The organism is Ferroplasma sp. (genome assembly GCF_031200575.1).
Classification (GTDB): domain Archaea; phylum Thermoplasmatota; class Thermoplasmata; order Thermoplasmatales; family Thermoplasmataceae; genus Ferroplasma.
Map to the genome: position 1 here is coordinate 1,793,305 of NZ_CP133597.1, position 25,955 is coordinate 1,819,259.

Sequence of the window (25,955 nt, forward strand, 5' to 3'; positions counted from 1 at the left end):
AAACGAATAGATGAGATTATCGGTGTATAAATGAAATTAGGTATTATCGCAAGAATCAACTGCCATTCGTGCATAAGAATTGCAAGGAGGATACTGGAGATTGTGCCACCATCATGGGAAATATTGGTGGAGGATAAGCTTGCAAGGTCTTTGAACAGAAAAGGCACCGATTTCAGGAATATTGATGCAGATATTATAATAGTAATAGGTGGTGATGGAACAATACTGAGGACGGCACAGCTTTCAAGGGGCAAGATTCTGGGAATCAATGTGGGAGGCCTGGGTTTTCTGTCGGAGGTAGAAATAGGGAATATTGAGGAATCAGTACACAACCTTATTAATGGAAACTACAGGACATACGATGTCATGAAGCTGGAAGTTTACATTAACGATAAATACTTCGGGAAGGGAATCAATGATATTGTAATCCACACAGCCAGGATATCAAAAATAAGGAAATTCAGTGTGTATATAGATGACCGGTTTATGGAAAACACCAGTGCAGATGGGGTTATTGTGGCAACTCCAATAGGATCCACCTCTTACTCATACAGTGCCGGGGGCCCAATACTTATACCATCACTGAAGGCTATGGTAATATCCTATATAGCCCCATTTGGATCAAGGCTCAGGCCAATAGTGTGCCCAGACAGCAGTAAGATTACAATAAAAATCATCGGAAAATTTAGCTCTCTCGTAATAATAGATGGACAGAGGGAGGCAGTGGTCAATGGAAACGACCGCGTAGACATTAAGGTTTCCAGTGAAAAACTAACCTTCATAGAACTAAAAAATTCATTTTATGACAGGCTCAGGGAGAAGCTGATTAAAGATGTGGTCAATTAGGGAACGGACGCTCAGGATGATAATGGAGGCTTCAAAGGATTCATATCCTAATGAGTTTGGGGCCATGCTGCGTGCAGAGCATAACATTATTTACGAAATAGCAATGCTACCAGGCACTATCAGTGGGCATGTTCATGTTATATTTCAGGCATATTCCATGCCCATAGATTTCAGTTATGTTGGGTCAGTGCATTCACACCCATCCGGGAATACCCATCCTTCAGATGCGGATCTTCACATGTTTTCCAATACAGGCCCGGTGCATATAATAGTAGGGTATCCATATAATTTAAACAACTTCTCAGCATATACAAGGAATGGCGACCCGTTAAAGCTGGAGATCATTTAATATCTGTACCTCAGTATGCCGCAGTAACCACCGAACTGTTTTATGATTTCACCGGAATCCGTGTAGTCACTGATTACATGAACATTTACGCCGTTTATCTGCGAAAGCAGGACTCTTGTTCCCGGGTCCCTGAATTTTGATTCTGATATGAGCAGGTCTTCCAGCATGTTCATGGATGCATATTTTACTATTTCATCATAACCGTAAACACTCAATCCGGTTTTATTCAAATTTTTGAGAAAGTTCTGTATAAGCTTTTCATCCCCTGCGATCCTGGCCCCTTTCAGTATGTCCTCTGATTGCTTTTCCCCCATGAATTGGTATATGCCACGTTTTCCCGAATCGGTTTCAGGCATGTCATAGACGGCTATGCCATTGAAGTATGGATCTGCCTTTATGGCATCATAGAATTTTGTATGCTCGAATCCGGGACCCAGTACTATTACTGTTGAGAGATTTCTGATATTTTTAAGCACCCGCATTATTTCACTGTAGTAACCTGAATCGCTGCCTTTTGATTCATAATCCTTACCTGACCTGCCAGAGGGTATTTCCCCAATATCCTGTATTCCATATGACTTAAGAAGGGCCACAGTGCATGATTCGTCATCCATGGATATGAATACAACTGAGTTTTTATAATAACTTTCCACAGCCTCATTCAGAAGCTTTGATTCTTCCTGGCCCATATCTTTGATAAGTGTAATTTCGTCATCAACGCCCACCATCACAGACTGGTGGCTTCCGGTATTTTCGCCCTCGGTTATTTCCCCAAGAATCTTCAGGCTATCGGTGTAAGGCAGGAAGTCGACCTTTTCTATCCTTAATCTTACCGTAATTTTCTTCCTTTCTGCCGACTTCGCCCGGGTCATATCAGAGTTCTGTTCCTGCCTCCTGAACACTGATGTTATTATACTGTCACCTGGTGCCATTATATTTTTCAGGTACCAGAGATCGTCCATGGTTGTTATAAGTAAAACTATTCTCGAATTTTTCCTGTCGTCCTCTATGATTTTCAATTATGGTTGATTTTAATTTTAATTAAAAAACTTAGCCTTTCAGGATGGAATCTATCTCCAGAAGTATTTTTTCGTAGTGGCTTCCATTCCAGTAGTATTTATTACAGTTTGGGCAGTATTTTACTGTACTGAATCTGGACTTGACGGATTCGAATTCCTGACCCATACTGCTGGAACTGGCCTCCTCAAGCAAACCATTGCATAGGGGGCACCTGGAGAAGAATAATCCCTTTTCTGGTGGGAATAGCTTTGCTACTTGTTTAATCTGAAGCTTAAAATATGGGCTATCAAGAAAAATGGATCTGCTGTATCTTTTATAGAATTCATAATCCCTTGTCAGGAGTATTCTGTTTTCCGCAATGCACTTTTTCAGTATATCAGTGTCATTCCGGCACTGTGGATATGATGTGTCATACCCCATAATGCGCATCCATTTACAGGTTTTACCCACCATGTGGTCGGCCATGAATTTAGGCATCCTTCCACCTTGGGGACAGGCTGTTTTTCACTCCGGCAAGGTCAAGCACGCGGGCAACGACAAAATTAATCAGATCGTCCATGGTTGAAGGCCTCTGATAATATCCAGGTATTGCTGGAGATACTATGACATTGTCCCTTGATAATTTTAGCATATTTTCCAGCATTATGGTACTGAATGGCATCTCCCTGGGGACAATAATGAATTTTCTTCTCTCTTTCATGGCGACAGTGGCGACCCTTGTAATCAGTGTATCTGATATGCCAGCGGATATTTTTGCCAGGGTTGATGAGGAGCACGGAATAATAACAAATGTTGAAAATATAAAGCTGCCTGAACTTATTCTGGCAGCTATATCACTATCATTATAAACATAATCTGCCAGGCTCCTTATGTATTCTATCTTATAGTCGCTTTCCAGTGACATAACCTTCCTGGCGCTGTCAGAAATTACTAGGTGTATTTCAACGTCTCTGAGATTTTCAAGGAACCTGACAGCAAGCACAGTTCCAGATGCCCCTGTAATGCCAACAACTATTTTTTCCATCTAAGGCAAATATGTTATCATAAGATATTTATTTTTTCCTGTTGAATACGTAGTACAGTGCAACCATGCCTGCAATTATGGCAACTATTATGCCAACATCAAGATATTCTCTGGATATGGGTTTTACTGCTGGTTTTGAGAAGGAGAAGCCGGGATATGCGCCTGCATTTAGCGCCTGGATATCTGTATATCCCTTTACCTGGGAGGTTTCACCCTTTGTATCATTAAATGCCAGGGTCATATTCTTAAGAGTTGGTGTTCCTATGCCCGAAAGTGCCTGGATGAATTGAAGCCCATATGGATTCATGCCGGTATAGCTCAAATCATATACTATGAGGTACTGTGTGGATGTATTGAAGCTGTACTTAACATAATGTGTATTATCGATTACGCTTGAGAAGAAGGAAATCCAGTCTGACCCTGTTATGGATTCATTGGTTCCATTATAGTTATATGTTATAGATGGAAGAGTAGAGGGAGCCGCAGGTAATGTTACAGGCGATGCTGAAGAGGCAAAGGGAGCCATTACCATGACTAACGATAGGACAATAATAACTGCTGGTAGATATTTTTTCATTTGTCCTGTATATTAATCTGGGTTTAAAATCTTTTTCTTATCTTTTGTATTTATCATATTATCTATTGCATTTTATTTTGACCATTTTAACATTAAGTATATTAAGTAAGATTGATTTTCAGAAGTATATGGAATCCGGGAGAAAAAGAATATTAGCGGTTACCCTTGTATTTATTTTCATACTTTCTGCACTTGCCGTTTCAGAAAATGATTACCCGCCCTCTGTGGCTACAGTGGATGCAAATACCGGAAGCAATACATCTCCTGTGCTGCTTGCATATGTCCCCGCATCTTTTCACCAGTACGTGGGCAACCAGCTAAATAATAGTAAAATTCCCTATACCTATTACGGGAATCTTCTGAACGTTAATGATTCCAGCAACCGGGGTTCCATTTCTTATATTTTCAGCATGCTCAATAGAACTTTTGGTATCCAGTATTTTATATTCAACAGTTCAGATGACTTTGTCCCATATGAAGAAAATGCATCCTATCTTGCAAACCCCTATACTCCAGCCAACATATATGATGCATATGATATGAACTATATACACAACCAGGGATATTATGGAAATAATACCACAATAGCAGTGGTTGATGCATATGGAGACCCAACAATAAACTACGATGTCAGCGCATTTGACAATCTCACAGGCCTTCCCGCAATTAATTTAAACATATCCACGCCTGAGGGTGCCATAACATCTACAAACAGTGACTGGGCATCTGAGACTGCCATAGATGTGGAATGGTCCCATGCAATGGCTCCCGGTGCTAAAATCAATCTTGTACTGTCCCCGGGAGATGGCTCAAGGCTTCTTGATTCCGTAGCCTATGCGGTTACACATCACCTGGGAAATATAATATCAATAAGCTGGGGGCAGGCTGAGAGCCAGATGACAGCCCCTGAGCTCAGCGAACTGAACAGCATATACAGACAGGCCGCAGAGGAGAACATTACTGTTGTTGCAGCCTCAGGTGACCAGGGTGCCAACGATGGGACCTCCGCAAAAACTGTTAATTTCCCGGCATCTGACCCCTATGTACTTGGAGTTGGAGGTACAACCCTTACTGAAACTTCCAGTGGATATACCCAGACAGCATGGGGAGAAACAGTAAATGGCAAGGTAGAGGCCAGCGGTGGCGGATTCTCCTCATACTTCCCAACTCCATATTACCAGGTAGCCCCAAATTATACAGAGTCTGAAAGAGGGGTACCAGATGTATCCCTGGATGCAAATCCCAACACCGGAGTTCTAACCATAGTTGATGGCAAGGAGTACACACTGGGCGGTACAAGCATCGCAACCCCCATGTGGGCAGGCATCATAGCAACAATGGACCAGTACTATAACAGGTCCCTGGGCCTGGTTAATCCTATATTTTATAAAATATCTGAGACAAAATACTATACCAAAGCCTTTACACCGATCACATCTGGCGGGAATTACGGCTACAGTGCCGGGCCTGGATGGAATCCTGTGACAGGTCTGGGAACGCCCCTAATAAGCAATCTTATCAATGATACTGGACTCATTCTCAATGGATATGGAACAGTTGCCACGTTTAACAATACCACGTATGCAACAGGGATTAGCACCACCATTAATGTTTCCGGCAATTCGGTTGAGCAGTACAATGGAAGTACCTTTTACTATACAGGTTTTTATAAAAACCCCAATAATTATATTAAGTTCGGGATACTGACAAATGAAACTGGATATTACTATGAATACAGCGTGTATGAAAATGGAACAAAAACCTATGGAATAATGAATGGGTCTTCACATGCCAACATAGGTGTCACAATATCTGGAAGTGAGATAGAATTCACCGTCAATGGAGCTCAAGTCAGGGAACTGAATATGCCACTGGTATTTGCTGGAGAATACAGGGCCGCAGTTGGTGCACAGCAGGATAATGCCAGAATTAATTTCGTCAATATACCTGCAGGTACATACAGCCATATCAGAATAACAAATGAGACAGAAAATATCGCCTATTCAGGAATTTACCAGCAGGGATACAGTAATCTTGGAACATCCTATAGCAATATTACATTTTCTTATAATAGCTCCACAGGCACCTTAACAGCCATGCAGGGGCCTGAAGCCGATAAAATGATATATGGAACACATGGGGCTGTGCATATTGATTACACAGTATCATTCGGGGTCAAATCCACGGTTAACTTTAGCCTCAGCAACGGCGGGGATGCAACATATACAGTAAATGGCGTTAGTACAACCAGCAGCACATCACTAAGTGGTGGGTATTATAATGTTGTGGCGACAGAGTCAACTGGCAACACAATATCCAGGGAGATTTACATTCCCAGTATAAAAACGGAATCCGTCACGTTGAATTATACACCGTCATATGCCAGCCCGAAATACACAATGGTTGTGGATGGCTTCTTCAAATACACAGGCAGCTCAGACCCTGTGAACGTATATGAGCTTGGAAGCAATAATTTTGTTAATGTTAGTTCAACGGGCTTTCATCCAGCCTCTGCATCTGGAAATACCGTTACATCCGTGACCATGACTCCAGAAAAGGTTCTCCTGGACGTATTCGTCTCAAACGGAAATGTAACTGTAACCATGAACGGAAAAAACACCGAGAACCGTGGTGGATACCACTATCTCATGATTAAGCCAGGAAGTGTGAATATAAATGTGAGCAAGGCAGGGTATTCAACGTATAATAGATCTGTTGATCTAACCCCGGGTGAAAGCCGGTATGTATACGTGCTGCTGACACCGGATAACAAAAGCCTTAAGAAGACAACAGGCACAGTTGAGAACATACAGTATGATTACAATCTCAGCAATGCCAATATAACCTATAATGGAAAAATTCTGGGATACACCAACCAGTCAGGGAGATATGTGATATTCTTGAATGGAACAGAGGATTTAACGTTCCATGAATACCTATACAACAACAATACAACAGCCATTCACACAGGCAGAAATAATGTTGTTTATATGAGTCCTGCAAGCGTATCCATTGTAATAGTGAACTTCAAAATTACCTACAGCCTTCCACTTGGATTCTATTTCGCCTTTGTTTCATGGGATAAATATCCGCTGAATAATTTCGCAGAATATGTCATATCATATTCAGACAATTCTCTTATGCTTAACCCACATGCAGAGGTTATTACATCCAGCGGCACGGATTTTGCATTCCTGCCAGGTATGACGCCTGGAAAAACCTATTATGTTACTGTAGATGCTTATTCTTCCAATGGATCATTTATATCATCAAATGAGATATCTGTTCATTACAGCCTGATATCATATCTCATAAATGTCCTGATACTCCTCGGAATACTGGCATATATAATATTCATAGTGCTGTTCTTCATGCGCAGGAAAAAGAGAAAAAAGGAGCTGGAAGATGAAGAATATGAATATTTCAAATATAATTAAAAATTTATAATTCTTTAAGGATTTCCTTTCTAGCGGTATCCATGTTCTTTAATTTTTCATAGCCTATTTCAACTGACCTTGTCCTTAAGCCGCAATCAGGGTTAACCCTGACAAGTTCTGGCGGTATGATGCCAAGGGTATAATTTATCCTATCCTTGATAAGCTGTACGGGCTCAATATAATCTATATGCACATCCGTGACCCCCAGGCCTATGAATTTCTTTCTGGTATTGAGCTGCTGGAAATATTTTAATTCCTCATAACCTGGCCGCGATGAATCTGAAACGCCGGAATCCAGTGAATCCCTGTTTGCAAATTCCAGATTCAATCCGTCTATTCTTATATCATTCATAACATCATATAGCATACGGTAATCAGTGCTGTAGCATACATGTATTGTAAATTCGCAGTTGTCTATTCCCTCAACGGATCTGTTAAGTGAATCTACAACTATCTGCATCTCATCCGGATGTGTTGTTGTGGCTGGCTCATCCAGCTGGATCTCCAGTTTCCTTCCTGGATACTTGGAATCCCACAATTTTTTAAGGTTTTTCATTTCCTCGTTGAGTAGGGATGCAAAAGCCATGGCAGTTTCATATCTGTCCCGGTAATGCTCATTAAATGACCAGCCCATCATGGTATAAGGCCCTGTGACAGGGATTTTTATATTAGAATAATCCCGGGACAGCAGGTATTCAAGCTCATCTGAATGAAAGGATTCCTTTATTGATAGGTCCTGGACTATGCTCCCCTTTTTATAATACCGGTTGTCAAAGGACCTTACAGGACCGTAGAATTCAATGCCATTGATGCGGTTTGCCTGGTGTTCATACATTTCCCACCTGAACATTTCACCGCCCACACCGATATTATCCAGCCCTGCATGCCTGAATAGGTCTATTGTTTCCTCTGTTGCCTTCTCTGAAAGCCTGTAATACTCATCAGTACCGTATATCTTATGAAATACTGTGCTTAGATATTTGGGCTTCCTGAAACTTCCTATTTCCTGAGATATTAAATATTTTCCCATCTTATTCACCTATACCTGATATAAGGTCTATTTTTCTGTCAGCTATCATTCTCGGCAGGAAATCGAAATATTCCCTGTGGCTGACTATTACACGTTCAGTATCCAGAGAATCCAGAATCTTATTGATATCCATTACGTTTTCCATCCTGGTACTGTAACCGTCTATGAGCTTTACACCGGGCACCGTAGAATCTGATCTGGAAATTTCGAAATTCTCAGGGGTGTAATCAGAAATAATGGAATACAATCTTCCATTTATGTTTCCAGGATAAAGTTTTCCAGTTGTAACCAGCCTTATCTGGAATTCTGACAGTGCCGAAAGGTCCAGGGAATCTTTTTCTTCGTATGGAATCGGGTCGTATATCACGGCCTTCCTGAGTTTGAGCTTCCCAAGTATCTCCTTATAAATCTTCTCAATGCCTGCCTGGAATTCCTCATAGCTCATCGTGGTTCTGGACATTTTATAGAATGATAAGGGCGATGGGAGAAAAGCGTTAAAATGAGTCCCATTAGGAACATAAAGGGGCAGGGGTGGATTTTCGTTCAGCGGTGAAAAATCCGCAGGGTCAATGGTAATTCCACCTATATATTCTATTACAGGCATTCTGTAAAAACTGTTGGTTTCCTTAAATCTTGAAAGAGCCCCGAGTTCAATGCCATCAGTTATAAGGCATATGGGCCTCAGTATATCATACCAGTTAAATAGAGGGTCTGTATGTTCTATGCCGTTTTCATTTACTGTGCTGTAAAATGACCTTTTTTCAGATTCAATTTCAGTGTTCAGGGCAGCGTCAGGGATCCTCCCCTTCTCCCATCTGCCGATGTGTAGCCTTAATTCATTGGTTTTCGGGTAAATGCCATAAACTAATTTCTCTACTTCCATGGCAGTTTATGTCTGGATATTAATAAAAGATTTTTGCTTAATATATGATTTTCAGTAATAATCAGTCCACAACAGTTTCCATCAGCTCCATATATGGCTCCTCATCCCCTATCCGTATTTTTGCATTCAGTGGCAGAACCATCTGCTCCTCCCCGTGGCCGAAGGGTGCGCCATAAAGTGATGGCTTGTTGATTTCATTCATAAACTTCTGCACAACATCCTCTATGGATGGCATTGGCTCCTCCTTATCAAATATAGCCTTGAAATCTCCGAATACAAAACCACTGAACTGATCCACTATGTTAGCCAGTTTCATGCTGAAAAAGTACCTGTCAATATCACCGGACGTTACATCTGTATCCTCTATAAAGAATATCCTGCCTGATGTTTCAGGTATATAATTTGTGCCCAGGAGGGACGCAACCAAGGATATGTTTGTGCCCATGGAATATCCCTCAGTTTTTCCCGGTATGATATATTTTATCAGCCTGTCCCTGTACATGTTTATTTCATCAGATTTTCCGGAAAGTATCTGTAGAAATTCTTTGAATGATGGTTTTGATAGGTCATCCACATCAGAAGCAACCATTGGCCCATGGAATGTCACCATATTGGAATTCCTGTTGATTGCAAGATGCAGGGCCGTTATATCGCTGTATCCCATGAATATCTTGGGGTTTTCTGCTATTGCTTCATAATCCAGCAGGGATAGTATATGTATGCTACCGTATCCGCCCCTTGCACAGAATATGGCCTTGACATTATCGTCCCTGAATGCCGACATAAGCTCCTCGGCACGATCCTTTGCAGGTGCAGCCAGGTCATTCCTCTGGTTGAGTTTCTTGATGTTCTTGCCCACTGTAACACGGTACCCAAGCTTCTTCAGCTTGGAAATTCCCCTTGATAGCTTAATCATATCCGGGGCACTGGCCGGTGCTATTACCCTTATCTCGTCTCCTGGTTTTAATGCAGGTGGTTTTATTCTATTTTCCATGCTTATCAAACTCCGATTTAATAGAATTCAGTATCTGCTTATTCTCCATAATTCTCACTATGGCAGAAGATGATGCACTTATGGCTGTCATAAGGTTCTGCCTCGCCCTCTGCGGGTTGGCCGCCTCCATGAATGCATCTGAATGCCCTGGCAGCCCGGTTCCAATTTTCATGTCTATATGCCCCGTTGGAACTGCCAGGCTTACGTTTGCTTCGTCTGTGCTACCGCTGGCAGGTTCTTCTGTTTCATCCATATTAACTGGTGTCAGGCCCTTCCGTTCCATTTCCTCCTGAAGAATGGTGTCAACTTTGCGATTTGCACTGTACTCTGTATATACAGGCATCAAATCTTTAATATCCAGGGTTGCACCGTAGCCTTCTGCTATGCCATGTGCAAGTTTTTTTACCTTCTCAACAAAGCCTGAAAGATATGATGAGCTTGAGGATCTTACATCAACCTCCATTACAGCCCTATCAGGCACAACATTGGATGCCTTGCCCCCCTCCCTGATGACCATGCCTATGACTATGTTTTTATCTCCCCTTGCTGAATCTCTAAGGTTGTTTATTGCCCCATAGGTTGTCACAAGTGCATCAAGTGCATTGATTCCATAACATGGGGAAGCGGCCATATGTGCTGCCTTTCCATGAAATGTGAACTCCATTTCAGCATCTGCAAGTGCCTTTGATCCCACAGCCCAGATATCATCAGGATGCATGCCAATAACAAAATCAATATCCCGGAACGCACCGGCGGCTGCCATTCTTGCCTTGCTTCCTGCATATGGCCCTATACCCTCCTCCGATGGTGTTCCGAAGACAACTATTTTTCCTGCTGTAATTAAATTTTTTACTGCCATAGCGGTTCCGTACGCCCATGCAGATATGAGGTTATGCCCGCATGAATGGCCATTTGGCAGGGCATCATATTCCATTAGTATGCCAACAACTGGCGACCCGACACCGTATTCGGCCCGGAATGCTGTATCCATGCCTATATATGGATTTGTGATTGTGAAGCCTTCCTTTTTTAATTCATTAATTATAAGTGCTGATGATTTATATTCTGTGCTCCCAAGCTCAGCAAATCCATAGATTTTTTCTGAAAGTGATATGATAGAGTCTTCATATTTAGATATTATAGAATCTATTCTCATGGTGCTATATTCATTTTAGGTTAATATTATTAACTAACTTAAGGTTACGATTTCTGTTAACCGTGTTAACAGACCTCTTTAGAAGTTATCATCTCTTTGATGCTTAAACTTCTTGGATATAACCCAATACCCTCTATCCCGTTGGCAAAAGCTTCAGTGATTGCTTTTTTAATTATATTGTAGGAAGCCTGTAGGTCAGCATGCATAAGAATTCCATTTGCTGACATGAATACACCTCTCTTTATCCTTTTTCCAAGGTAAGTTTCATGCTTCCCAATGCTTTCATTATCTAAAAATGAGCATTTGGATGTATACGATTCTTCCTGTTTTATTACATTTATCCCGTATTCCTGTCCTTTATAATATATTTGATTGATAAGCATGTTAAAGGGGATCTGTACAAAGTCCTGGTTGTTCTTTTTTCCCATATCCACATCCTGCTTCCATCCACTGTTATGGCCTATTACAATTGTATCTATCTCATTGGTTCTTGCATATATTATAACAGCATTGGAAATCTTATGCATTATATCCCTAATCTTCCTGTTACTTGTTAAATATAACCTGTTTATCCTTTTAGTGTTCTCCTTGTTCTTTCTCTGCCTATCGTTTACAGATTTTAATCTTGCCAATTCCTTGTTGAAATATTGGTTTATGGATTTTAAAACACCACCCTTAACAGCAATGCCTTTCTCAGATATGCTGTTTCCAATGGTTATGATATTCCTTACCCCTACATCTATTCCCAGTATCCTGTTTGCACTTACTTCATTAAAATCTGATATCTCTTTAGAATACACGATCTCTACATTATAGCCTACACCTGATGGTATAACTCTAACCTCTCTCAAATCTATATTATTATCTAATCCTGTTTCCACCTCCAAATCCATTATTTTTGGGAATTTAATAATTCCATTGTCTATATGGCACTGCTGGTTGGTGAAAATTAAAATAAATTCCCAATCCTTATGCTTGTATTTTGGTGGCTTGGGAACTCCTGTAAACAACTCCGGATTCTTCTTATAGGATTTAAGTGCCTTAAAGAATGAATTCCATGAATCCCTTACCTTGTTGATAGTCCACTGTGCTGTCTGTGCAGGGAGTTTCTGGAAATTGTTGTTATCCTCTATATCTGAAGGCTTTGCAAACTCTTTTGCAAGAGTTTTGTATGAAGACATCTTCTCCTTACTGAAGAACTGCTTTCTGAGAATGTAATTTGCTTGATTGAATAAGTTCTTTGATGTATGGCACATTTTGGATACTGTGCCATTGTCATGAATAAAGATTTGCTGTGTTCTAATTGCCCTCATAGCCTATCTCTATTGAATTTTTATTTCTCTTTGAATATAGTTTCATGGAATAACTGTGGGGCATTGAAGTTATATCCTCAAATTATCTCCCCTGAATCCAATTTTTGATTCCCTGCTTCCCATATAACTATTATTTCAGTGCCGAATCTGGCAAAGAGATGCTTGAATAAATCAAAGCAAGATCTACTCAATCTATCCTTATATGTTATTATTACCCTTCTACCTTATAATCAATAATTTTATCCAGCATGTTAAATAATTCTTTTCTTTTGTCAAAGGATATTCCAGATGCTATATCTGAATATATTGCATTTATTGTATATCCATTCATAAAGCGCCACTGCTTCAGCTGCTCTATCTGGCTCTCTAAATCTTCCTTCTGCTTTGTTGATACCCTTGCATATATTACTGTCTTTCTTTTAACATCCTTGTTTAATAATTTATAAACATCCTCATCATTATAATCATAATAGCCATTAGGCATAGCTGTAAACCTTATTTTAACTGTCGAGGCATACACATGAAGTGTCTTTCTGGAAATGCGTAGCAGGTTTAGTACCTCATTAGCTTTCATAACTGTTATCGTAATATATTAATTATATAAATGATGATTGAAATTATTCATAATACAAATTATTACGATATTAAAGAGAAGGATCGAACATCCCCTGTTGATAATTATATAAATATAAACTTTGATTCAGATTTCTTCAATTGAATATTAAATTCCATTGTGGAATTATGGGATGGATTATAGTAACTCTAATAAATCTACGGAATTTTTATCTGGGATTTTATTACCTCACCAGCAGCGTCAAGGAATTGCTTTTCCCTTCCACGTGGTATGACACCACCAGCTGCAATATCATGTCCGCCGCCTGAACCACCAGCCGCAGCACATGCAGCCTTCATTACTTCAGAGAGATTAAGCCCCTTTGAAACTGCCTGCCTTGACCCTCTGGATGAAATTTTAATATCATCGGTACCCACATTGAATCCTATTACAGGTTTATCAGGTTTTACTGTATATAGTGCTATTGCCCCTGATATTGGACCTGCCATTTCTGATTCCGGTGCATAGAAATATCTAAGGTATTTTTCCTCCTTTAAATCGCTTTCAGCCCGGTATATGTAATCTATTAATTTTGTTTTGAATATTTTGGCATTTCCAATCATCTCCGCAGATACACTACTATCTCCCAAAAAATACTGCACAGGGAGAGATTGCATACCTATTCTGGCATTCCCGTCAATTATCGAATTAAGCTCCTTGGATGAGAATCCTATGTCATCAAAGTATAGAACATCCCCCTCGAGGTATTTTATGGCATCCGACCCGACACCGTTTTCCAGAATCTTCAGTGCAAGCATATTCGCAAGGATTTTATTTTCATCTGTTGTTAGATCTATAACATTTTTCTCTTGACTTATATTTATTTTTCCAAGAAATTCCTTTACTGCATCCGGATGCCCTGTCAGTCCGGGGAAGAATGGATCTATGGAATATGTTATGGCATCCAGGAGATTGCCCTCCATATTTAATGTATGGTGGGTCTGGTATGAATTGTATTCATCAAATAGCTTCCTGTTGATACCAGAAAGGCCCCCAATATCCTGTTTATCAGCCATAACCCCAGACATAAAAAATGGAAATAAATCCCTATTTTTTTCATCCATAACCAGTGCAAACATATATGCCATAGTGGATCCGCAGGCCTCCCTGGTTCCGTTAATCCCGTAGTCCCTGGCATTGATATTTATTCCGGATGTTTCAGCCTTATTATAGAAATGGTGGTCCAAAACTATAAAATTTGTATGCCCTGCTATTGCCGGTATCTGTGAGGATCCTGCATCAACAATGATATTTAGGGCATTTGCCTCTTCCTCGTACAGGACACGAAACCCTTCATTATCCAGGTTTTTTATATATGACAGATGATATTTTATATCAAGGCGCTCAAGCATTCCGAGAAGTATTATAGATGAGCTTACGCCGTCCCCGTCATAGTGTGCCAGAACACGGACATATTTTTCTGCCCTGAGCCTTTCAGTGGCATCATGCAGTGCATTGTATAGGTCTTCTCCTGCTATATCATAAATCATAGGACTCTTTTCAGGGACCAGTCTGCAGGCAATCTACCAGTGCGTTTGTAATATCTCATCAGACGCAGAATTTTGGACATTATTAGCTGGCTTCCCCTTGTATTGCTTATGTCCTTCTTATTAAGCAGGAGATGCTTTGATACGTTTTTGTATCTTTTAATAAGGAATGCAAGGTCCTCCGGCATATCTTCTTTTAACCCATTCTCTTCAAGTATTTTTCCCATTTTCTGGTGAAGTACGGGCCTGACGCCTGGAACGGCATATTGATCCCTGAGTTTTATGCCTATCATTGATTTTGATAATCCATCTTTCCTGAGTTTTAATATTTCTTCCTTTATTTCATCATCATTCTGCATCCAGGATGGCCTTTCTTCAAGTGTCAATCTTCTGGATCCTGACTTTCCTCTCTTTCTTGTGTGCATTCGTGCCATTGAAATCCATAGTGTATTATTATTATAAATTTATTCTTTTTGCTTTTATATTGCAAAATTGATAAACATATATAACACCATAAGGATATAGTTCGCCCGAGGTTATCTTACTATAGACATGAATCGTTCGTATTGGGATATTACTTCCATTCCCACAGACCAGATGGTCAGCTCCTCATCGAATATCCTGTATGCTTTGACGTGACTGTAAACATCTGAAATGTAATCACCCTGCGAAAAACCCCCTATAATAACATTTAAATTTTCATTATCAATGATTTCTGACATTTTTGATTCCTTGCCCACTGGCGAGAGTGCCAGGGTCTTTCCATCCAAACTCTTCAGGAAAGGAATGAGTTTTTCCTCTCTAAGAGATAACAGCTCATTTCCATTATATTCTATGGATCTCTTCCTGAAGAGATCCTCGATGAGACCTTCAAAACGATTATACGATCTGGGAAGATTTGTATCACCATTTATGTGTATAATAAAATTATCCCTAGTATGTATGAAAATATCCAGTCCCTTCTTCTTATTCAGGATGGATTCCGTTGCCATTTCAAGAAATAGGTATACTATGTCAGGCCTTCCCCTGCGATTTGATTCCCCAGGATAATATTTCTCAATAGATGTGTGCATGTAATTAGAGTCAAGCAGCATTTCTCTAGGTTTTTTGTGGTTTTTTTCAGCAATATTCTTTATGGCATGATCACTCCACATTTTTTCTGGTATAATCTGTAGTTCTGCATCCGCTATAATCAGTCTGAGCATTATTTTGTATGGCAATTCAGGATTTACTGTTTTCTATTAATCGTATCCTTTTTTCAGTTGAGGGATGGTCAAGACTCAGGGATTTCATAACGTTTTCAGGTATTTTGTCTATCTCCGATATGCGTTTTAGTCCATCTATAAGATAGTCCTTATTTACATATTTTACGGCATTCAGATCAGCCTGTACCTCATTGTGCCGTTTTATGGCAGGAACCACCAGCATGATAAATAGTAATAGTATCAGAAAGAAAAGTGGTGTCAGGTAAAAGAAAAATGGATTTGTCGAAGTTATGGCCAGGGATATGATATTGATCATCACAATAAAAAATATAAAATTGATAAATGTGGTTTTCTGATTATGCCTCAATTTTATGTGCGAAAGCTCATGTGCCAGGACACCTATTATTTCATTATAATCAAGAACATTCATGAGATAGCTGGTTATGAAAACATAGGATTCTTTTCTATTTACCTCGAAAGCGTTTGCTATCCGGTCATTGGTATTTATTATATATATTTCAGGCTCTTTTATGCCCATTTCCTCTGAAAGGTGTGCGGCCTCGTTGTTTATGAATATGTCCTGAAGTTTCTTTGATTTCCTTATTAGTATACTTACCATGGGGTTGTTTGCAGAGATTCCCCATATGAATATTATAAAGGCATTCAGTATTATAAGATATGAGTACTGATCGACTAATTTTATGTATCCCTGGGCCAGCAGCATTACCAGGAAGAATATTGATAGATAAGTTACATACCTCCAGCTCATATCATCGGTTATATACTGGAATATATTTTCATCTGAATCCTGATCCCGCATTATATTCTTGAAATGCATGAAAAGGGTGCTATTTATAATAATTATGGCAAGCATCGCCAGCACAGTATAGATGGTAAAAGGGAGAGACGACAATATAATATATACTAGGAAGATTATTATCAGGGATAGGTTTGATAGCAGGGCGGATTTTCTCAATATTTCTTTTTTGTCCTCAGGCGACATTGTATTATACACAATGAATGCATTTATTTAACATATTGCAAAAGTTAGTTTCACATATAGGCAATATTTATAATATCGTTATTGTTGTTTATTAATGATACGACTTAAAAGAGTGTATGATGAATATAGTATAGACGATGGCATTAGAATTCTTGTGGAGCGCCTCTGGCCCAGAGGGATTTCTAAAGAGAAAGCACACATAGATATATGGATGAAGGAAATAGCGCCCTCTACTGAACTGCGGAAATGGTTCAATCATGAAGATAGTAAATGGGAGGAGTTTGTTCAACGTTACAAGAACGAACTGGTAGGGAACATTGAATTAGAAGATTTAAGAGGAATAGTTAGTAAAAATAAGAATGTTACAATAATCTACTCATCAAGAAATAAGGATCATAATAACGCTGTGGTGCTTTATGGCATGCTGGAACCCCAATAATATATGTGGCATAATTACAAATAGGATAGGTTGGGAGCCGAAGGTCAACATCATTCTGACACTGGCACGTTCCAGGACTACCTGGGAGATTCTTTGATGCTGTTATTTTTTAATGAAGAAAATAAGGGGAAAGAATTCAGCAATAATATGCCTGAATCCTGGACACCACTGGAGGTGAGAAATTGAAATTTTTCTATATAAAACACTGTGCAGGGTGCCATAGGAAAGTATCAAGGGGCGAATTGCAATTGGATGGCCAGCTGAAATATGTATGCCAGGATTGCCTGGACGGAAAAATACCAGGGGTGAGGCAATGAAGTCTGTGCCGAATAATCCTCTGGACCATATCATGCAACGTTATGCAGGCCAGGCAGTTACTCCCGAATCAATACTTCTAGATTATCCAAATTTCTCTGATGTCTTTGAAGTAGAAGACCGGTTAAAGGAATGGGTGAGGAGAAATAAAGATGATTGCCAGGTCCTCCATGCAAATCCATACATGGTTAAGGTTTTTGTAACGCCCCATGACATCAATGTTTACAATCAGAATATGCATCGCAAGCACCAGGAAGCAAGGAGGGGGTATAGATGAATTCTACTTATCCTGTTTTTTCAACTCATTTAAGGCGTAATTCACCGCATGGGAAAGGGAAGCAAACCGCTTATTGTCTATCTGGGAGTGGATCCAATCTAAAAGGGATTCATCTATTGAAACTGAAATTTTCTTTTTCATTGCTACTGAGTAGGAAAATACGGTTTATATCCTTTCCTGCTCGGAAGTATTCAGAAGTAGGAAAGTTTATAAATAACGGAGGTATGCAATGGTAAGCAAAGGTAAGAAAATGAAAATATCAATATCTATAACAACAGAAGAAAAGGATTACCTGGCAACGCTGGTAGAATCAGGAAAGGCATCAAGTATGTCTCATGCTGTGAGGCTTTGCATTCTATCCTATATGCTGGTTGATTCTGGTTACAATGGCAGAAATACGACTGAGGAGGTGAAAGATAATGCCGACGGGAGATGAAATTGACAGGGACAATATGAAGAGATATGCGGAAGATTTTGTATGGGCTAATAAGCTTGAATTCTTAAATTATATGGATAGGTGGGTTCAGAGAACGGATTTCAGATTTCCTTTAGATGTTAAGAAACTTGAAGAATATTCCAGAATGAACAGAGTAGATGTGGACACAAGGTTTAAACCGATTTACCAGCAGATAATATCTCTGGATATTCCAGAAGCAAAAAAGAAAGAAATGAGAGAAAAAATAGATGCTGAGTATATTTTAGAATCTGATAAGGTATCACAGAAAGACACTGCTATAGGCATTCTGCAATATTTAGAATCAAACCCAGTGGAGATGATTAAGGCATTGAATCTTGCGTTGTATGATTTAATGGTCCAGGAAGGGGAAACAGACTATGATGATTATTATGATCCTGAATTTGAGGTATTAAACTGGCCAGTTTCCACTATTCCGAGCCTGAAATATGAAGACCTGGGCAAACTTAAATCGCTAAGTGGTTGGATAGGCACAATAGGATCTCCACATATCCAATATTTAGAAGTCGCATACAAATGCGCTGCTTGTGGCCATATTACTCACTCTCCTGTAAAGCCTCAGAGTTGTGAAGAATGTGGATATGACAAAACTAAAAACTTAATTTTTGTTCCAGAAGAATCAACAGGGCAGCAGGTTCAGGAAATAGTCCTCATGGAGAACTATGATGAAATGAATCCTGAAACTACACCAGGTAATTTGCCTTGCTATGTTACCGGCGATAATATCAACAAATTTACGATCGGAGATAGAATAAATGTAATGGGGATAGTATCAATTGTTAAGAAGAAATTTGATACTTACCTGAGCTTAAATGTTTTGAATATTGCCAGAAAGCAGGAAGAAATCCATCTATCGGCTAAGGATATTGAGATAATAACTGAGATCGGGAAAGACCCGATAGATTTTATACATAAGAACCTGGGAAGATCTGTCATAGGCGAAGAATATGAAATTATTAAGGAAAGCCTTGCCATGGCTATTGCAGGTGGGTCTGAATCAAGGAAAAGGTCTAATATTCACATGCTTTTGATAGGCAATCCTGGTATAGGAAAATCAGAACTTCTTTATTCAGGAAAGGAAGATTCTCCCAAAGGGTATTTTGTTGCAAGAACCTCTGGGCCAGGACTTACCGCTGCTAAAGCTACCGTCCTTGGTACAGATGTACTTGTGCCTGGAATGATGGTACTGGCCAATGGTGGAGTATTGATGATTGATGAAATAGACAAGATCAAGAAAGATGGCCTTGATGCAATCCACAGTGCAATGGAACAGGGGCAATTCACTTATTCCATGGCTGGCCTGAGAGGGACATTTTTTACCAACACAACAATAATTGCAGCTGCCAATCCATCTGGATCCCATTTCGACCAGTCCAGGACTGTGCTGGAACAGATAAACATGCCTGAATCCCTGTTACAGAGATTCGATATTGTATGGGCAATGTATGGCCAGGGACATGTTGACGCCCTCAAAATTCTCAGAAGTACAGAAGAGATGGATGATCCTCTTATAAAGAAATACTTTGCATATTGCTCAAAGCTTAATCCCTCTGTGGCCAATGTTGAACAGGAAATAGCAGAATTCTTCCAGGAAGTAAGAGAGAAATCTGGAGATATGAGTATAGTTCCGAGGCACCTTATGGCCATGAAGAGGCTAACGCAGGCCTCTGCGAAGTTGCATTTACGTGAAGAAGCAACTCTGGACGATGTCAGGGAAATGGAGAAAGTCATTATGGCTTACCTAAGGCCATTTGGATTCTCTATTAATAACATGCTGGTTCCGGTAACATTGAAAGACAAGATATGGAAGCTTATCGACATGTTTAAAGAACGTAAAATGTGGAATAAAGAGGAACTGTTAAACGAGACAAAATATTCCGAACAGGACCTGGATAGATGCTTAGACGTAATGAAAAAGGAAGGGACAATATATGAGCCTGGAAACAACAGATATAAGGTGGCTTGAATGGAAACCATTGGAAATACAGGCTCCATTATTTATTATACGTATGATAAATATACGACCACTTACAGACACAGTGAAATACAGGCTCTCGAATTATCATACGTATGGAAAGAAAATAATTATTATACGTATGATAATTCCACGACACAGCAAAATAAGACTTCTGTATATTTTTAAAAGTGAATATACGTAAGTTATTTACGTATATTAATTCTAATTATACCATTTTTTCTTTTTATTATTTTTAAGAGGTGATATTCATAAAAGGAGATAATATAATCAAAAGAAAACGGGGAGCTCCAAGAAAGGTATTCACCCAGGAAGATGCCCCAAGGAGGTTAGAGACTCAGATTAAGACATGGATATACGGTTTATTTCCAGCAGGAAGGCCTATAAATGAAGTTCTGGAAGAATTATTAACAGTGGCCTATGCAAATAAAGATGAGAAGGATCTCTCACTTCTTAAAAAGAAAGCCGCAGAACTGGAATATGAGTTGTCAAAGGTAAAAGTTGAAATCCATAACAAAGAACAGGCAATCCAACACCAGGAAGAAGTCCAGAGATCAATTATAATGCAGAGAAAATACATGGCTAGTGTTTTAAGAAGAATAATAAAGACATCTTTTAGTTCAAGAAAAGTAACTACAAAGCCAGAATGGATAGAAAAATTATACGGAATGTCTTTTGATATTCCGTCCCTGGACACCTTACTCGCTGATACTTCAAAATCAATTGAGCAATTATATGAAATATCAGAAATGGACCTCATAGAAATAGTATCGGCGAGGAAAATTAGCAAAGGTCAGAAAGAACCAGAAATCATGCAGGAAATTCTTGCAAACGAGGAGAGTGATAAAAAATGAGTAAAACACAAAATATGGAAACAGAAGATGATTATCTTCTGAAATTAACCAACGAGCCAGCTATAAAGACATCAGGAACTTCATGGGATACACATTATATCATCTGGCTTTCCCCGACCAAGCTTCTTGGATATGTATATTCAGACAAAGTGGTCCAGTCCAGGATAACAGACAATGGGGAAGTATGTACATCAACCGAGCTGATAGGTTTTCTCTCACTTGCCCGTATGCTCCTGTATCTCAAAAATAAATACGGAGAGGACAGTCCAATCTACACGCAGGCATATGCCTATTTCTCTGAGGGTGATAAAAAATGACTGAAGAAACAAATATGATAAATGAAGAAGATCCGATGCATGCTATACTGCTATTTTACCAGAAGAAGCCAGACATTCCCTATAAGCACATAGAATTTGAATATCTTGCGAGGGATGGTGAACGGCACAACATAGATTTCACATACAAAACGCATTATAATTTTGGCAATTCCATACATTCAACAATGCACACTTACAGGCTTTTCATTGACACCAGGAAGTCATCTGAGAATGATCTAAGGAGGTTGATGTAATATGGATAATACAGAATTTATGGATAAATTAAAAAGCAAGAATATGGAGCTGTCTAAGCTCCTGGATAGCAAGGAAGACTTCTCAGCAATAGTGCAGGCAATCGCCTGCATAATCGACGATATGTCAATGCAGCTGGGAAAATATGAAGTGGAGGTGGAATAATGGAAAAAAACGAATACAGGGGAATAAAAAGATATTATTTAGCTATAAAAGGTAAAATATTATACGATATATATGAAGATGGCGACCCAGAAGATAGAAGATGTATCATCTATAAATCCGAAGATGGAAGCTATGTATTTCAATATTTAGTAATACCCGAATATTCATACTCTCCAGATGACGATATATCGGATGTAAAACTATTCAAGGACATTAATAAATTATTCGAATATATAGATAAACGGTATGAAAATATTGGGGCAATAAAAAAATTAAAAGAAGAAATCAAGAAAGATTTTGAGGTGGAATAATGGGTGCATATATAAACATAGAGGTGAGTAAAATATGGTAGAATCCATGGAAAAACCAACTGCTGGGGGGCGCAAGAATGCCATTCAAGGATCCTGAGCAAATGAAAATGTATATGCGGGCAAGAAGGGCAAAGAGAAAGCTGCTAGGCAGGTTAACGCAAAAAGTGTTAACCCAACACGTAAACCCGTTAACCCTATACAAACTCACAAATTGCAAAATACGGTTAACACGGTTAACAAAAATAATAGCTCTAAACCCGTAAACCTTCAAGAATACCTCTTATCATATTCCAGGAACAAATACCAGTTTGTCCTATATGAGATAAACAAGGAAGGGCAAAAAACTTTAGTAAAAAGTTATCCAAAGGGGTCAGTATTATTTTTTCACGAATCCAAAGTTCGATTGACATGGGGGCCAGAGGTGGAAGCATGAGTAATATGGAAAAAGAAATACAAAATAAAGAAAATCTGAACAACCTTGTAAAATCCACAAGGATAATTCAGAATTTAGTTGAGCAATTCGGTTGCAAGGTAGAAAATAATACATATCATGACTGCGGATTAAAAGACCTTAAAGAAGCTTTAGATTATCTTGTAAGCATGGGTGTAGCAGAAAAAAATGGAATCGAATACCATATATTATTTGAGGTAGATTAAATGGTTAAAACATGGAAAGACGTCGAACTACGATATGCTAAACTCTTTGGTACCCTACGAAACGCACTATCAGGAGGAAATTCCCACCACACCAGGAGTGACACACTACATCCGGATTTCTATCTCGAAATCAAGCACGGACTCCAGTGTAGGCCTACATCTCTCTGGCAAGACACAATTTCCAAAGCCAAACTGGAGCACAAAATCCCGATGCTGATCCAGCATGCCAAGGGAGAGCGAATTGCCGATGCGCGTATAACTCTGAAAGTTTCAGATTTTTTGACACTGACCAGTATAAATAAGGAGGATAAGAAATGAAGGATACAATAACACTGGATGTTTTCTACGATGACATTGATTCAATTATCTTCCAGGCACTGAAGATCCCTTTGACTGTACACCAGTTAACATCTATCCTCCGCTTCCACGATATCGATATTTCACCAATGCGTATCAGGCGCCGGTTAGAATTCCTGGAAATGATAGGGAAAATAGGCAAAAAGAAAAAAAATTCCCACGTATTCGAGTATTATTATATTAAGTGAGTTTTTATACTTTATATGTAACCAGCCTACTGCACCATACTTACCAATATCCTACTATGTTTTATCAATAGTAAAGGTAAATATATGGTTACTACACGAAGAGTCAACACAAAAAAGAAACTTAAGTGGAAAAATCCAAACTGGGATATAGGTGCAGCTATTGTCGCCCTTATCGGGTCTGCCCTGCTTTTTATTTCATTGTTAAGCAAACCAAGTTTTGATGTCGTCCACCAGCATGTCGTTCTTACCCAGGGCATTGTTGCGCCTGCGGTGATTATGGGGTCTGTTGTCTGGGCAATCATAGAGTTTTTCACGCCACCCAGTACTGGAATCAAGGACCTGCTTATCAGGATTATACCGGCATTCATCATAGGCGCACTTGTCGGTGGCACACTGGGCTACATGTACCACTTCGGGCAATACGTTATACGCCCTGCCATGTCAGGAAATATCGATGCCTTATGGTTCCTTATTGGCATTCTGGTAGCAGCTTTAGCTGTCACCTGGAATGCAGCCTGGTCTGATAAACACGGATACCTTGGCCAGCGTGGCAAAGGATTCAGGAAATTTGTCACACGTGAATCGGGCACAGAGAAAGGCAGGAGAGGAATGTTATTTCTTCTTATCATCGTCATAGTCCTCCTGGTTGCAGCTCCAATCGGTGCAGCAATAGGTTCAGCATTCGTTTCTGGCCATGACAACACTGCGGTACTATCCAATGTTTCCGATGTCCAGTACATCAACTCGAAGTCAGGTGCAGTCCCATTCGGATCAGTCAACGGCACTGCTACCTTTGATATGCCTGCAAATGTTTCAACTGTTTATCTGCAGACAAACATGACTCTCGCCGAACTCAATGATTATTCTGTTTCTCACTTAGTTCTTGCCACATCTATTTCAAATTACAACCTTACCGTGGGTACAGGGAATATGTCTAGCTTCGCACCATTGTTTTCAGTAAATGTGCACAATGCAACATCCACAAATATCACACTTCCCACATACAGGCTTACTGGAATCCAGTCATCTCCACTGGTGCTTGAGTTTACGACATCTTCATCAGTGGTCTCGGTTACACTGCAGGCCTACGGCAACAATGGATTTGTAACCAGCTTCGGCCCCTACCAGGTGCTTCAGGCCGCGTACCTGATTGGTGGAATCATAATGTTTGCATCAGCATTCCTCGTACTTTCCATGTACGACCTATCACTGGATGCAATCACAGGGAGTTTTAAAGCTTCAAGAGGAGGTAAATAAAATGTATAAAACAACAAAGAGAAAAACAGCAAGGAGAAAGCCGGCAACAAGGAAGGTACCTTCAACAGCAAGAAAGGTAAAAAGGACAACCAGGAGTAGAGCTCCAGTCCGTTCTACCAGATCTACTACCCATACCAGGGCAGCTCCCAGGAGAAGGAAAACAACCAAGAGGAGGACAAGATGAATAGTGGAATATCACTGGGCCTCAAGGAAAAAGCCCTCATGCTTTTACATGCAAAAGCCATAGTGCTTGTATCCCTGTTGCTGCCTTTCATATCCAAATTAAGTGCCACAGTTCACACTACGACTTCTTCCCTGGGCAGCTCAATTTTTACCTCCCTCTGGGGCGTAATACTCGGTCTCTTCAAAGATATATCTACTGCATTTGGCAGCCTAATAGGGGAGGTATTCAGCGGGTTTGGCCAATCCATAGTGATGATGTTCCAGTCCTTCGGATTTTCCATGTCCAGCTACGGTGTCTGGGCACCATTGGCCTTCGTGGTTGGACTCGGGCTTGCCATTATGGTAGGTTACCTTTTCTTCGTGTTCATAGACGGAGAGCGTGATGTAACCGGCGTTGAAAACGATCTGTGAGGCAAAGTGTCATTTAATTTTTCCACTTCAGGCTGGCATCTGCTCCTATCATTCTTCGGGAGCGTTATAGGCATATTTGGAGCCGATATTATATATTTTTCTGACTGGCTAGGCAATGAAATTTCTTTCTATTTTGTTTCCTGGGGATCTTCATTTTCCTCTTATGGCCCTCTTATCCCATTGCTTATGGTAGTCTCAGTCTCACTATCTATTGCTGGGGGATTTGCCGCATTTATGCTCTTTGATGGCGTCAATGCAGTTGTAGGAGGTGACTGAGATGGCATGGTGGAATCCCTTTTCCTGGGGAAAGGCAATCAAACATTTTACGTTTCAAACATTTGAAAAGATGTTCCTCTCAATCATAGGGATGATTCTACATGAGATTTCTTCGGTAATAGGTGTGATTGTTGGCATAGCAATGTCTCTTACGCAGTCTGTGATATCTGGCATTGTATACACTTCTCTTTCTCTTGGCCCTTTTGGTCTCCCAGTGTTTACCGTTGGAGTTATATCCGTTATAGGTGGCTCATTGACTGTTTTCCATGTCCTCCACGACACCCCAATTGTAGGTGATTTAGTTTGAAT

The 25,955-nt window shown here is 39.8% G+C and carries 34 protein-coding genes and 1 pseudogene; 21 read left to right on the plus strand and 14 right to left on the minus strand.

Translation table 11 applies throughout. The annotated features are described in order from the left end of the window. Positions 1 to 30 precede the first annotated feature (30 nt). Together RE471_RS09495 and RE471_RS09500 are read left to right on the plus strand one after the other, a co-directional pair. Positions 31 to 846, plus strand: coding sequence for an NAD(+) kinase (locus RE471_RS09495; RefSeq protein ID WP_309214631.1), 816 nt, complete (start codon positions 31 to 33; stop codon positions 844 to 846). Next, the gene (locus tag RE471_RS09500) at positions 833 to 1,195 is read left to right on the plus strand and encodes a Mov34/MPN/PAD-1 family protein (protein ID WP_309214632.1); all 363 of its coding nucleotides are present in this window, start codon (positions 833 to 835) and stop codon (positions 1,193 to 1,195) included. Before RE471_RS09495 ends, RE471_RS09500 begins: the two co-directional genes overlap by 14 nt. On the opposite strand, the gene RE471_RS09505 is transcribed toward RE471_RS09500, so the two are convergent. The 4 genes from RE471_RS09505 to RE471_RS09520 are packed head-to-tail and all read right to left on the minus strand — an operon-like array spanning position 1,192 to position 3,816. Further along, complete coding sequence (locus RE471_RS09505; protein WP_309214633.1) at positions 1,192 to 2,214, minus strand: mRNA surveillance protein pelota; 1,023 nt, start codon at positions 2,212 to 2,214, stop codon at positions 1,192 to 1,194. The genes RE471_RS09500 and RE471_RS09505 overlap by 4 nt on opposite strands. A 31-nt stretch (positions 2,215 to 2,245) precedes the next feature. Next, entirely contained in the window at positions 2,246 to 2,692 is a 447-nt protein-coding gene (locus tag RE471_RS09510) for a Mut7-C RNAse domain-containing protein (RefSeq protein ID WP_309214634.1), read from the minus strand. Continuing rightward, on the minus strand, positions 2,685 to 3,239 hold the full coding sequence (locus RE471_RS09515; RefSeq protein ID WP_309214635.1) for a UbiX family flavin prenyltransferase: 555 nt from the start codon (positions 3,237 to 3,239) through the stop codon (positions 2,685 to 2,687). The genes RE471_RS09510 and RE471_RS09515 overlap by 8 nt, the downstream gene beginning before the upstream one ends. 28 nt (positions 3,240 to 3,267) lie before the next feature. After that, positions 3,268 to 3,816, minus strand: a complete 549-nt coding sequence (locus RE471_RS09520; protein ID WP_309214636.1) for a hypothetical protein — start codon at positions 3,814 to 3,816, stop codon at positions 3,268 to 3,270. 128 nt (positions 3,817 to 3,944) lie between these two features. On the opposite strand from RE471_RS09520, the gene RE471_RS09525 reads away from it, so the two are divergent. Next, positions 3,945 to 7,253 (plus strand): S8 family serine peptidase, encoded by a 3,309-nt coding sequence (locus RE471_RS09525; RefSeq protein ID WP_309214637.1) that lies wholly within the window; start codon positions 3,945 to 3,947, stop codon positions 7,251 to 7,253. 4 nt (positions 7,254 to 7,257) lie between these two features. Here the strand turns inward: RE471_RS09525 and RE471_RS09530 are convergent, their stop codons facing one another. The 10 genes and pseudogenes from RE471_RS09530 to RE471_RS09575 all read right to left on the minus strand — a co-directional run bounded on the left by RE471_RS09530 (position 7,258) and on the right by RE471_RS09575 (position 16,949). Beyond that, positions 7,258 to 8,283, minus strand: a complete 1,026-nt coding sequence (locus tag RE471_RS09530) for a methionine synthase (RefSeq protein ID WP_309214638.1) — start codon at positions 8,281 to 8,283, stop codon at positions 7,258 to 7,260. 1 nt (position 8,284) lies between these two features. Beyond that, positions 8,285 to 9,166, minus strand: coding sequence for a hypothetical protein (locus tag RE471_RS09535; RefSeq protein WP_309214639.1), 882 nt, complete (start codon positions 9,164 to 9,166; stop codon positions 8,285 to 8,287). A gap of 61 nt (positions 9,167 to 9,227) precedes the next feature. Beyond that, the gene (locus RE471_RS09540) at positions 9,228 to 10,160 is read right to left on the minus strand and encodes an LD-carboxypeptidase (RefSeq protein WP_309214640.1); all 933 of its coding nucleotides are present in this window, start codon (positions 10,158 to 10,160) and stop codon (positions 9,228 to 9,230) included. Next, entirely contained in the window at positions 10,150 to 11,316 is a 1,167-nt protein-coding gene (locus tag RE471_RS09545) for an amidohydrolase (protein WP_309214641.1), read from the minus strand. Before RE471_RS09545 ends, RE471_RS09540 begins: the two co-directional genes overlap by 11 nt. Before the next feature lie 65 nt (positions 11,317 to 11,381). After that, on the minus strand, positions 11,382 to 12,629 hold the full coding sequence (locus RE471_RS09550) for a transposase (RefSeq protein ID WP_309214642.1): 1,248 nt from the start codon (positions 12,627 to 12,629) through the stop codon (positions 11,382 to 11,384). Further along, positions 12,616 to 13,203 (minus strand): annotated as a pseudogene (locus tag RE471_RS09555) (IS607 family transposase). Before RE471_RS09555 ends, RE471_RS09550 begins: the two are co-directional and overlap by 14 nt. A gap of 197 nt (positions 13,204 to 13,400) precedes the next feature. After that, a complete protein-coding gene (locus tag RE471_RS09560; RefSeq protein ID WP_309214643.1) occupies positions 13,401 to 14,732 on the minus strand; it encodes a DHH family phosphoesterase in 1,332 nt (443 codons plus the stop codon). Continuing rightward, positions 14,729 to 15,163 (minus strand): 30S ribosomal protein S15, encoded by a 435-nt coding sequence (locus RE471_RS09565; protein WP_309214644.1) that lies wholly within the window; start codon positions 15,161 to 15,163, stop codon positions 14,729 to 14,731. The genes RE471_RS09560 and RE471_RS09565 overlap by 4 nt, the downstream gene beginning before the upstream one ends. Before the next feature lie 102 nt (positions 15,164 to 15,265). Further along, positions 15,266 to 15,934 carry a 16S rRNA methyltransferase gene (locus tag RE471_RS09570; RefSeq protein WP_309214645.1) on the minus strand — a complete coding sequence of 223 codons (669 nt, stop codon included), beginning with the start codon at positions 15,932 to 15,934 and terminating at the stop codon, positions 15,266 to 15,268. 16 nt (positions 15,935 to 15,950) lie between these two features. After that, a complete protein-coding gene (locus RE471_RS09575; protein WP_309214646.1) occupies positions 15,951 to 16,949 on the minus strand; it encodes a M48 family metalloprotease in 999 nt (332 codons plus the stop codon). A gap of 82 nt (positions 16,950 to 17,031) precedes the next feature. On the opposite strand from RE471_RS09575, the gene RE471_RS09580 reads away from it, so the two are divergent. The 18 genes from RE471_RS09580 (at position 17,032) to RE471_RS09665 (ending at position 25,953) form a co-directional block, all read left to right on the plus strand. Continuing rightward, positions 17,032 to 17,376 (plus strand): DUF488 domain-containing protein, encoded by a 345-nt coding sequence (locus tag RE471_RS09580; RefSeq protein ID WP_309214647.1) that lies wholly within the window; start codon positions 17,032 to 17,034, stop codon positions 17,374 to 17,376. 30 nt (positions 17,377 to 17,406) lie between these two features. After that, on the plus strand, positions 17,407 to 17,562 hold the full coding sequence (locus tag RE471_RS09585) for a hypothetical protein (RefSeq protein WP_309214648.1): 156 nt from the start codon (positions 17,407 to 17,409) through the stop codon (positions 17,560 to 17,562). Positions 17,563 to 17,689: 127 nt separating this feature from the next. Further along, on the plus strand, positions 17,690 to 17,968 hold the full coding sequence (locus RE471_RS09590; protein WP_309214649.1) for a hypothetical protein: 279 nt from the start codon (positions 17,690 to 17,692) through the stop codon (positions 17,966 to 17,968). 229 nt (positions 17,969 to 18,197) lie between these two features. Then, complete coding sequence (locus RE471_RS09595) at positions 18,198 to 18,404, plus strand: hypothetical protein (RefSeq protein ID WP_309214650.1); 207 nt, start codon at positions 18,198 to 18,200, stop codon at positions 18,402 to 18,404. Continuing rightward, positions 18,388 to 20,409 (plus strand): ATP-binding protein, encoded by a 2,022-nt coding sequence (locus RE471_RS09600; protein WP_309214651.1) that lies wholly within the window; start codon positions 18,388 to 18,390, stop codon positions 20,407 to 20,409. The genes RE471_RS09595 and RE471_RS09600 overlap by 17 nt, the downstream gene beginning before the upstream one ends. 251 nt (positions 20,410 to 20,660) lie before the next feature. Then, the gene (locus RE471_RS09605) at positions 20,661 to 21,272 is read left to right on the plus strand and encodes a hypothetical protein (RefSeq protein WP_309214652.1); all 612 of its coding nucleotides are present in this window, start codon (positions 20,661 to 20,663) and stop codon (positions 21,270 to 21,272) included. Continuing rightward, on the plus strand, positions 21,269 to 21,589 hold the full coding sequence (locus tag RE471_RS09610) for a hypothetical protein (protein WP_309214653.1): 321 nt from the start codon (positions 21,269 to 21,271) through the stop codon (positions 21,587 to 21,589). Before RE471_RS09605 ends, RE471_RS09610 begins: the two co-directional genes overlap by 4 nt. Then, positions 21,586 to 21,843 carry a hypothetical protein gene (locus tag RE471_RS09615; protein ID WP_309214654.1) on the plus strand — a complete coding sequence of 86 codons (258 nt, stop codon included), beginning with the start codon at positions 21,586 to 21,588 and terminating at the stop codon, positions 21,841 to 21,843. The genes RE471_RS09610 and RE471_RS09615 overlap by 4 nt, the downstream gene beginning before the upstream one ends. Position 21,844: 1 nt before the next feature. Continuing rightward, positions 21,845 to 22,006, plus strand: a complete 162-nt coding sequence (locus tag RE471_RS09620; protein WP_309214655.1) for a hypothetical protein — start codon at positions 21,845 to 21,847, stop codon at positions 22,004 to 22,006. Continuing rightward, positions 22,006 to 22,317 carry a hypothetical protein gene (locus RE471_RS09625; protein WP_309214656.1) on the plus strand — a complete coding sequence of 104 codons (312 nt, stop codon included), beginning with the start codon at positions 22,006 to 22,008 and terminating at the stop codon, positions 22,315 to 22,317. Before RE471_RS09620 ends, RE471_RS09625 begins: the two co-directional genes overlap by 1 nt. Positions 22,318 to 22,746: 429 nt before the next feature. After that, positions 22,747 to 22,974: a hypothetical protein gene (locus RE471_RS09630; protein WP_309214657.1), complete on the plus strand. Its 228-nt coding sequence runs from the start codon at positions 22,747 to 22,749 to the stop codon at positions 22,972 to 22,974. Then, a complete protein-coding gene (locus RE471_RS09635; RefSeq protein WP_309214658.1) occupies positions 22,975 to 23,292 on the plus strand; it encodes a hypothetical protein in 318 nt (105 codons plus the stop codon). It begins immediately after the preceding gene. Then, the gene (locus RE471_RS09640; protein WP_309214659.1) at positions 23,289 to 23,519 is read left to right on the plus strand and encodes a hypothetical protein; all 231 of its coding nucleotides are present in this window, start codon (positions 23,289 to 23,291) and stop codon (positions 23,517 to 23,519) included. Before RE471_RS09635 ends, RE471_RS09640 begins: the two co-directional genes overlap by 4 nt. An 84-nt stretch (positions 23,520 to 23,603) precedes the next feature. Beyond that, positions 23,604 to 24,776, plus strand: coding sequence for a hypothetical protein (locus tag RE471_RS09645; protein ID WP_309214660.1), 1,173 nt, complete (start codon positions 23,604 to 23,606; stop codon positions 24,774 to 24,776). A 1-nt stretch (position 24,777) separates the two neighbouring features. Then, positions 24,778 to 24,960: a hypothetical protein gene (locus RE471_RS09650; protein ID WP_309214661.1), complete on the plus strand. Its 183-nt coding sequence runs from the start codon at positions 24,778 to 24,780 to the stop codon at positions 24,958 to 24,960. Next, the gene (locus RE471_RS09655) at positions 24,957 to 25,370 is read left to right on the plus strand and encodes a hypothetical protein (protein ID WP_309214662.1); all 414 of its coding nucleotides are present in this window, start codon (positions 24,957 to 24,959) and stop codon (positions 25,368 to 25,370) included. Before RE471_RS09650 ends, RE471_RS09655 begins: the two co-directional genes overlap by 4 nt. 6 nt (positions 25,371 to 25,376) lie before the next feature. After that, positions 25,377 to 25,646 carry a hypothetical protein gene (locus RE471_RS09660; RefSeq protein ID WP_309214663.1) on the plus strand — a complete coding sequence of 90 codons (270 nt, stop codon included), beginning with the start codon at positions 25,377 to 25,379 and terminating at the stop codon, positions 25,644 to 25,646. 1 nt (position 25,647) lies between these two features. Next, complete coding sequence (locus RE471_RS09665) at positions 25,648 to 25,953, plus strand: hypothetical protein (protein WP_309214664.1); 306 nt, start codon at positions 25,648 to 25,650, stop codon at positions 25,951 to 25,953. Positions 25,954 to 25,955 lie beyond the last annotated feature (2 nt).

What these genes read in the sequence shown, in the direction of transcription:
- RE471_RS09495 (WP_309214631.1), top strand. Translation starts at nt 31, where the DNA reads ATGAAATTAGGTATTATCGCAAGAATCAACTGCCATTCGTGCATAAGA.
- RE471_RS09500 (WP_309214632.1), top strand. Translation starts at nt 833, where the DNA reads ATGTGGTCAATTAGGGAACGGACGCTCAGGATGATAATGGAGGCTTCA.
- RE471_RS09510 (WP_309214634.1), bottom strand. Translation starts at nt 2,692, where the DNA reads ATGCCTAAATTCATGGCCGACCACATGGTGGGTAAAACCTGTAAATGG.
- RE471_RS09515 (WP_309214635.1), bottom strand. Translation starts at nt 3,239, where the DNA reads ATGGAAAAAATAGTTGTTGGCATTACAGGGGCATCTGGAACTGTGCTT.
- RE471_RS09520 (WP_309214636.1), bottom strand. Translation starts at nt 3,816, where the DNA reads ATGAAAAAATATCTACCAGCAGTTATTATTGTCCTATCGTTAGTCATG.
- RE471_RS09525 (WP_309214637.1), top strand. Translation starts at nt 3,945, where the DNA reads ATGGAATCCGGGAGAAAAAGAATATTAGCGGTTACCCTTGTATTTATT.
- RE471_RS09530 (WP_309214638.1), bottom strand. Translation starts at nt 8,283, where the DNA reads ATGGGAAAATATTTAATATCTCAGGAAATAGGAAGTTTCAGGAAGCCC.
- RE471_RS09535 (WP_309214639.1), bottom strand. Translation starts at nt 9,166, where the DNA reads ATGGAAGTAGAGAAATTAGTTTATGGCATTTACCCGAAAACCAATGAA.
- RE471_RS09540 (WP_309214640.1), bottom strand. Translation starts at nt 10,160, where the DNA reads ATGGAAAATAGAATAAAACCACCTGCATTAAAACCAGGAGACGAGATA.
- RE471_RS09545 (WP_309214641.1), bottom strand. Translation starts at nt 11,316, where the DNA reads ATGAGAATAGATTCTATAATATCTAAATATGAAGACTCTATCATATCA.
- RE471_RS09550 (WP_309214642.1), bottom strand. Translation starts at nt 12,629, where the DNA reads ATGAGGGCAATTAGAACACAGCAAATCTTTATTCATGACAATGGCACA.
- RE471_RS09560 (WP_309214643.1), bottom strand. Translation starts at nt 14,732, where the DNA reads ATGATTTATGATATAGCAGGAGAAGACCTATACAATGCACTGCATGAT.
- RE471_RS09565 (WP_309214644.1), bottom strand. Translation starts at nt 15,163, where the DNA reads ATGGCACGAATGCACACAAGAAAGAGAGGAAAGTCAGGATCCAGAAGA.
- RE471_RS09570 (WP_309214645.1), bottom strand. Translation starts at nt 15,934, where the DNA reads ATGCTCAGACTGATTATAGCGGATGCAGAACTACAGATTATACCAGAA.
- RE471_RS09580 (WP_309214647.1), top strand. Translation starts at nt 17,032, where the DNA reads ATGATACGACTTAAAAGAGTGTATGATGAATATAGTATAGACGATGGC.
- RE471_RS09590 (WP_309214649.1), top strand. Translation starts at nt 17,690, where the DNA reads ATGAAGTCTGTGCCGAATAATCCTCTGGACCATATCATGCAACGTTAT.
- RE471_RS09595 (WP_309214650.1), top strand. Translation starts at nt 18,198, where the DNA reads ATGGTAAGCAAAGGTAAGAAAATGAAAATATCAATATCTATAACAACA.
- RE471_RS09600 (WP_309214651.1), top strand. Translation starts at nt 18,388, where the DNA reads ATGCCGACGGGAGATGAAATTGACAGGGACAATATGAAGAGATATGCG.
- RE471_RS09610 (WP_309214653.1), top strand. Translation starts at nt 21,269, where the DNA reads ATGAGTAAAACACAAAATATGGAAACAGAAGATGATTATCTTCTGAAA.
- RE471_RS09615 (WP_309214654.1), top strand. Translation starts at nt 21,586, where the DNA reads ATGACTGAAGAAACAAATATGATAAATGAAGAAGATCCGATGCATGCT.
- RE471_RS09620 (WP_309214655.1), top strand. Translation starts at nt 21,845, where the DNA reads ATGGATAATACAGAATTTATGGATAAATTAAAAAGCAAGAATATGGAG.
- RE471_RS09625 (WP_309214656.1), top strand. Translation starts at nt 22,006, where the DNA reads ATGGAAAAAAACGAATACAGGGGAATAAAAAGATATTATTTAGCTATA.
- RE471_RS09630 (WP_309214657.1), top strand. Translation starts at nt 22,747, where the DNA reads ATGAGTAATATGGAAAAAGAAATACAAAATAAAGAAAATCTGAACAAC.
- RE471_RS09635 (WP_309214658.1), top strand. Translation starts at nt 22,975, where the DNA reads ATGGTTAAAACATGGAAAGACGTCGAACTACGATATGCTAAACTCTTT.
- RE471_RS09640 (WP_309214659.1), top strand. Translation starts at nt 23,289, where the DNA reads ATGAAGGATACAATAACACTGGATGTTTTCTACGATGACATTGATTCA.
- RE471_RS09645 (WP_309214660.1), top strand. Translation starts at nt 23,604, where the DNA reads ATGGTTACTACACGAAGAGTCAACACAAAAAAGAAACTTAAGTGGAAA.
- RE471_RS09650 (WP_309214661.1), top strand. Translation starts at nt 24,778, where the DNA reads ATGTATAAAACAACAAAGAGAAAAACAGCAAGGAGAAAGCCGGCAACA.
- RE471_RS09655 (WP_309214662.1), top strand. Translation starts at nt 24,957, where the DNA reads ATGAATAGTGGAATATCACTGGGCCTCAAGGAAAAAGCCCTCATGCTT.
- RE471_RS09665 (WP_309214664.1), top strand. Translation starts at nt 25,648, where the DNA reads ATGGCATGGTGGAATCCCTTTTCCTGGGGAAAGGCAATCAAACATTTT.